Consider the following 6,204-nt stretch of genomic DNA (forward strand, 5'->3'; position numbering starts at 1 on the left):
CTTTAAAACCCTTGTTAATTAGAGCATTTCCAATAATTCAATCCAAACAGGAAACACTCTAGCAGCGATCAACGCGTTGAAGGGATGCAGACAGCCCCATCAACGAAAAACTATAGCGGGTCTGAGTGCCGCGCGCGGATGTGGCTTGCACATTTACCGTGCGCCCTGACCGCATGGCGCTGACAATACGTGCCTCATCGCCTTCATTCTGTGCCCAGGCGCGGTTTCCTTCGCTAAAGAATGGAAACTGTGCACCATCGACCATCACTTTCACTTTGCTATTAGGCTTCAGGTCATATCCCATCACAAGTTGCGGGCTATAACTCGCGCCAGTCTTGGAAATGATGATGAAATTATCGCCATGCCGGACACCTGCGGGAAGGAAACTCGACGGCACGGTTAAAGCGTAGCATTTATTTCCGGGCAACTGCGTGTTTTGATAAACGCCCCAGTCCCTGAATTCGCCAATATGGCTTGTTTTAGCCGAAGCCGCGAGAGAATTCGCCACCAACCCTGCAAGCGCCAACGCAACAGTGGTTGTCATTTTATTCATTGCCTAAAACCTCCATATCCAAGAAATCACGCACCATGAAAAATTGTTTCATTGCGTTACTATTTCCTTAACAGACTCCTAAAAACTTGTTGACCGAGTGCAATCGTCACACCGAACACCCAATCCAGATGCTTACTGACGTTGTCCTTCGACAAGGCGTGCTAAAAAATTGCGGAAGGATGAGCGGAGCATAAAGCGAAATAATATGGTCCGCACTTGGTTAGGCCGCCGCTTCTGCCCTCACCGATATTCGTGAGAATAAATATAATCGGCTCGCGATAGAGCCGCGCAAGACTGGCTTCAAGTCTGATGCTGTCATTGCGAAATGGTCCAGCGCCATCACTCTACCCGCTATGGCCTGGCTGGACGCTCGCAGATCACGCCACGCTCTGAAAAAACTGTGCTACAACGCGCCAAGTATAAATTAAACGCGTCCACCCAATGCCGAAGACAAATCAGTCAGTTCCTGACCACCGGCCATAAGGCTTTGCAGCTCATCCATATCGACGTCGCTTCTTGTGCGTGTGCCAAGCGTGGCGCCACGATTAAGCACCGTGAATTTATCGCCAACGGCATGGGCATGACGCACATTATGGGTGATGAAGATCACACCAAGTCCACGCTCACGCACGAGATTGATATATTTAAGCACCATGGCCGTCTGCCGAACACCGAGCGCCGAGGTCGGTTCATCAAGGATCAGTACTTTCGCGCCAAAATAGACCGCACGTGCAATTGCCACACATTGACGCTCGCCACCCGAAAGCGTACCGACCGCCTGCTGAGGATCGCGCACATCGATGCCGATCCTCTTCATTTCCTCACGCGTCACATCTTCGGCCAATTGTGTATCGAACCATTTAAGCGGCCCAATGCCCTTGGTAGGCTCGCGCCCAAGAAAAAAGTTTCGCATCACCGACATGAGCGGAATCATGGCAAGGTCCTGATAGACCGTAGCAATACCGTGATCCAGTGCATCGCGCGGACTGCCAAAAACAACCTGTTTGCCTTCGACAAAAAACTCTCCGCTCGTCGGCTTATGCACGCCGGAAAGCGTTTTAATCAATGTCGATTTACCGGCACCATTATCGCCAAGCAGGCAATGCACCTGCCCCGGCTCCACACTCAGTGAAACACCGTTAAGAGCAATAACCGGCCCGAAATGTTTGACAAGATTGCGAACTTCAATGATCGGGGCTGTCATATTTGATACTCCCTATCAGCGCAGTTTCAGGAAAAGTGGGAACCGGTTTCCCGTTCAAAACTGCGTGAGTACTGAAACCTATCGCTCGCCAGTGGCGCGCTTGCGAATGAAATTATTGAAGAGAACGGCAATCAGCAGCATTCCGCCAAGGAATACGAGATACCAATCCTGATCAATCGTCGTGTAAGTCAGACCAATCAACACCATGCCAAATATGATGGAGCCGAAGAAAGCGCCGATAGCGGAACCATAGCCGCCGGTCAGCAGACATCCACCGATGACCGCTGCAATGATCGCCTCGAACTCTTTCTGGAAACCGCGTCTTGCATCGGTCGAGCCCGCATCCAGCACGGTCAGAATTGCAACAAGGGCTGCGGCCATCGCCGTGCACATGAACAGGATTGTTTTCACACGACGAACCGGCACTCCGGAATTACGCGCTGCGAGCGCATCCCCCCCAGAGGCGAAAATCCAGTTTCCAAATCGGGTGCGCACAAGAATATACGTTGCAAGAAAAGCAATGCCCACAAACCACAACACTTCAACAGGAACACCCGTTACGGTCGGTTGTCCATTCGGAAACTTCGCTATCATGCCATTTTCTGCAAGCCAGGCGAACAATCCCTGAAAAGCATCGCCCGAAAACAATCCCGCAAGCGTACTCGTGCCGACGGCTTCCTTCACGCCGCGCAATTGTGTTGCGCCACCCGTTGCCCATTTAAGGCCAACCAGAGAAAGACCGCGCAGGATAAACAAAAATGCGAGCGTGACAATGAAGGACGGCAGGCCAGTTTTAAGCACAATCTGCGCATTAATGCCCCCCACGAAGGCCGCGAAAACCAGCGTCAGAATGATCGCAACAATCAGCGGCACCTGAAAGACAACAAGGGCTGCAGCAAATATCAGCCCCGCAAAGGCTATCATGGAACCGATCGAAAGATCGAACTCACCGCCGATCATAAGCAGCGCGGCGGCAATCGCCAGAATACCGAGCTGAGAGGCAGGTGCCATGAAATTCATGATACCCGCTGTGGTAAACATCGCCGGATTGGCCGTCGAAAGGAAGAAGATCGTTATCAGGATAAGACCCGAAACAGCACCCAGTTCGGGGCGACTGAGCATACGTTGCACTGGGCTGGCATTTTTCAGCCGCTCATCCTGTTGCGCAGCCGCAATCACGGGATCATGCGTGCCGGCCTGAGCAGGCAGCTCAGATGAAGTTGGCTCATTCATGCTTTCCTCCTTCAAGCGCATCGATACAAATACGCATTACTACAATTTGTTGGAGCACCGTTTTGATTCAACTTGAGAAAACCGCACTCCAGACAGTGCGCCACGAAGGCCCCAAGCTTATGGGTAAAGATACCCATTCCCGCCCATTTCCATGGGCGGGTGCGGCATTTCAAATGGTTCAATCAAAACAGGAAATGCCCTAGCGAATGCCCTTGGCAGACAGTTCGACCACCTGCTTGGCCTTATCCTTAGTAATCAGGTTTGGTCCTGACGGCACATTGCCACCCGGCATCAGACCGTATTTCGCGTTGAGCGCCAGGAATGCAACGGGAAGATAGCCCTGCAAAAACTGCTGCTGGTCAATCGCAAAATCAGCTTTTCCATTTTCCACGGCTTCAAGAAAGCCCGCCGACATGTCAAAGGTAGCAACATGAATGCCATCGCGACCACTTTCTGAAGCGGCCTTGACCGCCGGTTCACCGGCAAGGGTCGCATTGAGCGTCAGGATTGTATCAACAGCGGTGTCGGATGCCAATGCCGCACGAACTTTGGATTCGTTTTCCGTCGGATCAACCGAGGTTGGCAGAACAGTCACATCACCAAAGCCTTCCTTGAAGCCTGCGCAGCGTTGATCAAGTGAGACGTTGCCGACTTCATGATTGACACAAAGACCTTTCTTACCACCCGACTTTTTGAGCGCTTCACCGGCAACTTTACCCGCATCGAACTCATCCTGACCGACATGCAGCAGCGCACCAAGTTTTTTGGATGGTTCCGAACCGGCATTCATAGAGATAACCGGAATGCCAGCAGCAACCGCTCTCTCAATCGACGGCCCAAGTGCATCGGCATCCGGGATAGACACGACGATGCCCTGCGGATTCTGGTTGATTGCAGCATCAATCAGCTGCGCCATCTGCACCATATCGAAGGTTTCGGGCGCACGGTAATCCACCTTTGCACCCGTATCTTTCGCGGCTTCCGTAACGCCATTTTTTACAACTGACCAGAACGGATCGGATGCCTGGCCATGGCTGACCACGACAATGCTTATGTCCTGCGCCTGCGCTGTATACGACGCAGCCATCAATGCAACACCAGCAACCGCCGACTTTAAAAGAGCTTTCATCTGCATTCCTCCCTGCCCGGCACTCCCCGCCGGTTTGTTAATTGACCCGCATGCTCGTCAGAGCTGATTCCGGGGCTGCCTCCACGCATGTGTCCCGGCAATTTCACTCTGACATCTACACTTTAATAGAATGAAACATTCATTATAAAATTTTCGTGGAATTATAATTCCATTTCTGTTGCCTCATGTCAATCACATAAGCTACAGTCGAAACGTAGCGGGAATTTTACTCTGGGAGGAGAAAATGGCAGTTGTAGCTGGCCTGATCGGCTCGGGTTTTATGGGCAAGACCCATGCTCTCGCGCTTATGAATGTAAATCGGATTTTCGACCTGCCTATGACGGTCGAACTGCATGCACTGGCGGATGTGGATGAAACCACCGCGCAGCATGCCGCACGTCAATTGGGTTTTGCGCACTCCACCGGCAATTGGCACGACCTGATTACAGACCCGGCCATCAACCTTATCGACATCACCACACCCAATCGCTTTCACAAGGAAATGGCGCTCGCCGCAATTGGCGCTGGAAAGCACGTCTATTGTGAAAAGCCGTTGGCCCCCACGTCTGCGCAATGTCTTGAAATGACACTCGCTGCCGAACGCAAAGGCGTTAAAACTGCTGTCGGTTTTAATTATCTCAAGAACCCGATGATCAAGCTTGCAAAGGACATAATTGAAAGCGGTGAAATTGGGGAGATCAGAAATTTCCGCGGTATTCATGCAGAAGATTTCATGGCAGACCCTCTCATTCCATGGTCATGGCGGCTTGATCCCGCAGGCGGTGGCGGCGCCCTCGCCGATATTGGCAGCCATATCATTGCCGCTGCGCGCTATCTGGCAGGCCCTATTGCCGAGGTGATGGGAAAAAGCGTCACAACCATTGCGAAGCGCCCTGATCCTGTTAATCCATCCCAGATGAAGTCAGTGGAGGTGGACGATATCTGCCATGCCTTTGTATCGTTCGAAAGTGGGGCGACTGGAACGCTGGAAGCAAACTGGGTTGCCGGTGGCCGCAAAATGCAGCACGACTTCGAAATCTCGGGCTCAAAAGGTTCAATCTTTTTCTCACAGGAACGCTTAAATGAACTCGATCTGTTCCTTTTCTCGGACAAGAAGGGTCAGCAGGGCTTCCGCAAGATTTTCGCTGGCCCCGATCACGAGCCCTATTCGGCGTTCTGCGTAGCGGGTGGCCACCAAATCGGCTTCAACGATCTGAAAACCATTGAAGTTCGTGATTTTCTTTTAAGCATTGCAGGCCAGAATACCGGCCATGCAGATTTCCGCGAAGGCTATGAGGTACAGCGAACTGTCGAAGCCATTTATACGTCCAGCCACCAAGGACAGTGGATAAGACTATAAGCGCACTGAACGCTTGCTTGGATGCATGAAGATATATTGGTATCCTCCGCAAGAAAGCCATTAAAACCGACATTGAACGGGATATCTGCCGCCATGATTTCAATCAGGTCAAAAAGCGCTCATGCCAATTATAAAAACATTTTCCGCGCTAACGACCTGAAACATCATGTCTGATGACGGAGCAGCGGCTTTTTCCTCTTGGCCTTGCCCCATTCCCCCTTCATTTGTCGGGAGAGTCGTGGATTTTCAGTCTGACCTTATGCGGACCGTTTTTCCAGAGCCATTTTCAGGGCGAACTCATTGGACGTGATGTTGCCCAAAGAAGAATGTGGAGCAAGAACATCGATTACGTTTCTACCCATATTTGTAGGCTATATATGCACGAGCGGCTCGCTTTCTCAATGATTTCAGCCAACTATTTTTAGTGGATGCATTTGGGAAAAAGCCAATCCCTTCAATCCTATTTTGATTTATCACCTCCGCACTATAGAGAGAATTAAAAAAGTTATAGCTTATACTTAGTTCATCTTCTCCCTCTGCCGCATCTACACTCGCTTTATTTGGAGCGATGGATTCATAGATTTTCTTATCCACAGCATCGATTAAAGCATCAGCAATTGCTTTAGGTGTCAATCGGCGTTTAAACGGGACCCCTTATCGGCGTCCAAAAAGTACCCCTCCTTTAGGTTGCAAGGTTTAGCGTGCGCGGGCCCGTAACTTTAAAT

The 6,204-nt window shown here is 51.0% G+C and carries 6 protein-coding genes; 1 reads left to right on the top strand and 5 read right to left on the bottom strand.

All coding sequences use genetic code 11. The annotated features are described in order from the left end of the window. Positions 1-58 precede the first annotated feature (58 nt). From VBH83_RS10550 to VBH83_RS10565, 4 genes are all read right to left on the bottom strand, one after another. Entirely contained in the window at positions 59-553 is a 495-nt protein-coding gene (locus VBH83_RS10550) for an invasion associated locus B family protein (RefSeq protein WP_396997615.1), read from the bottom strand. 424 nt (positions 554-977) lie between these two features. Then, complete coding sequence (locus VBH83_RS10555) at positions 978-1,757, bottom strand: ATP-binding cassette domain-containing protein (RefSeq protein WP_396997617.1); 780 nt, start codon at positions 1,755-1,757, stop codon at positions 978-980. Between the two features lie 78 nt (positions 1,758-1,835). Next, on the bottom strand, positions 1,836-2,990 hold the full coding sequence (locus tag VBH83_RS10560; RefSeq protein ID WP_396997619.1) for an ABC transporter permease: 1,155 nt from the start codon (positions 2,988-2,990) through the stop codon (positions 1,836-1,838). 199 nt (positions 2,991-3,189) lie between these two features. After that, positions 3,190-4,119 carry a sugar ABC transporter substrate-binding protein gene (locus tag VBH83_RS10565; protein ID WP_265985462.1) on the bottom strand — a complete coding sequence of 310 codons (930 nt, stop codon included), beginning with the start codon at positions 4,117-4,119 and terminating at the stop codon, positions 3,190-3,192. A 244-nt stretch (positions 4,120-4,363) separates the two neighbouring features. Here VBH83_RS10565 and VBH83_RS10570 point away from each other — a divergent pair, with 244 nt between their 5' ends. Further along, a complete protein-coding gene (locus tag VBH83_RS10570; protein ID WP_396997621.1) occupies positions 4,364-5,479 on the top strand; it encodes a Gfo/Idh/MocA family protein in 1,116 nt (371 codons plus the stop codon). Positions 5,480-5,833: 354 nt separating this feature from the next. On the opposite strand, the gene VBH83_RS10575 is transcribed toward VBH83_RS10570, so the two are convergent. Beyond that, positions 5,834-6,112: a hypothetical protein gene (locus VBH83_RS10575; protein WP_396997622.1), complete on the bottom strand. Its 279-nt coding sequence runs from the start codon at positions 6,110-6,112 to the stop codon at positions 5,834-5,836. Between the last annotated feature and the right edge of the window lie 92 nt (positions 6,113-6,204).

Origin of the sequence: Ochrobactrum sp. S1502_03, assembly GCF_044435015.1 — a bacterium.
GTDB classification, from domain to species: domain Bacteria; phylum Pseudomonadota; class Alphaproteobacteria; order Rhizobiales; family Rhizobiaceae; genus Brucella; species Brucella chromiisoli.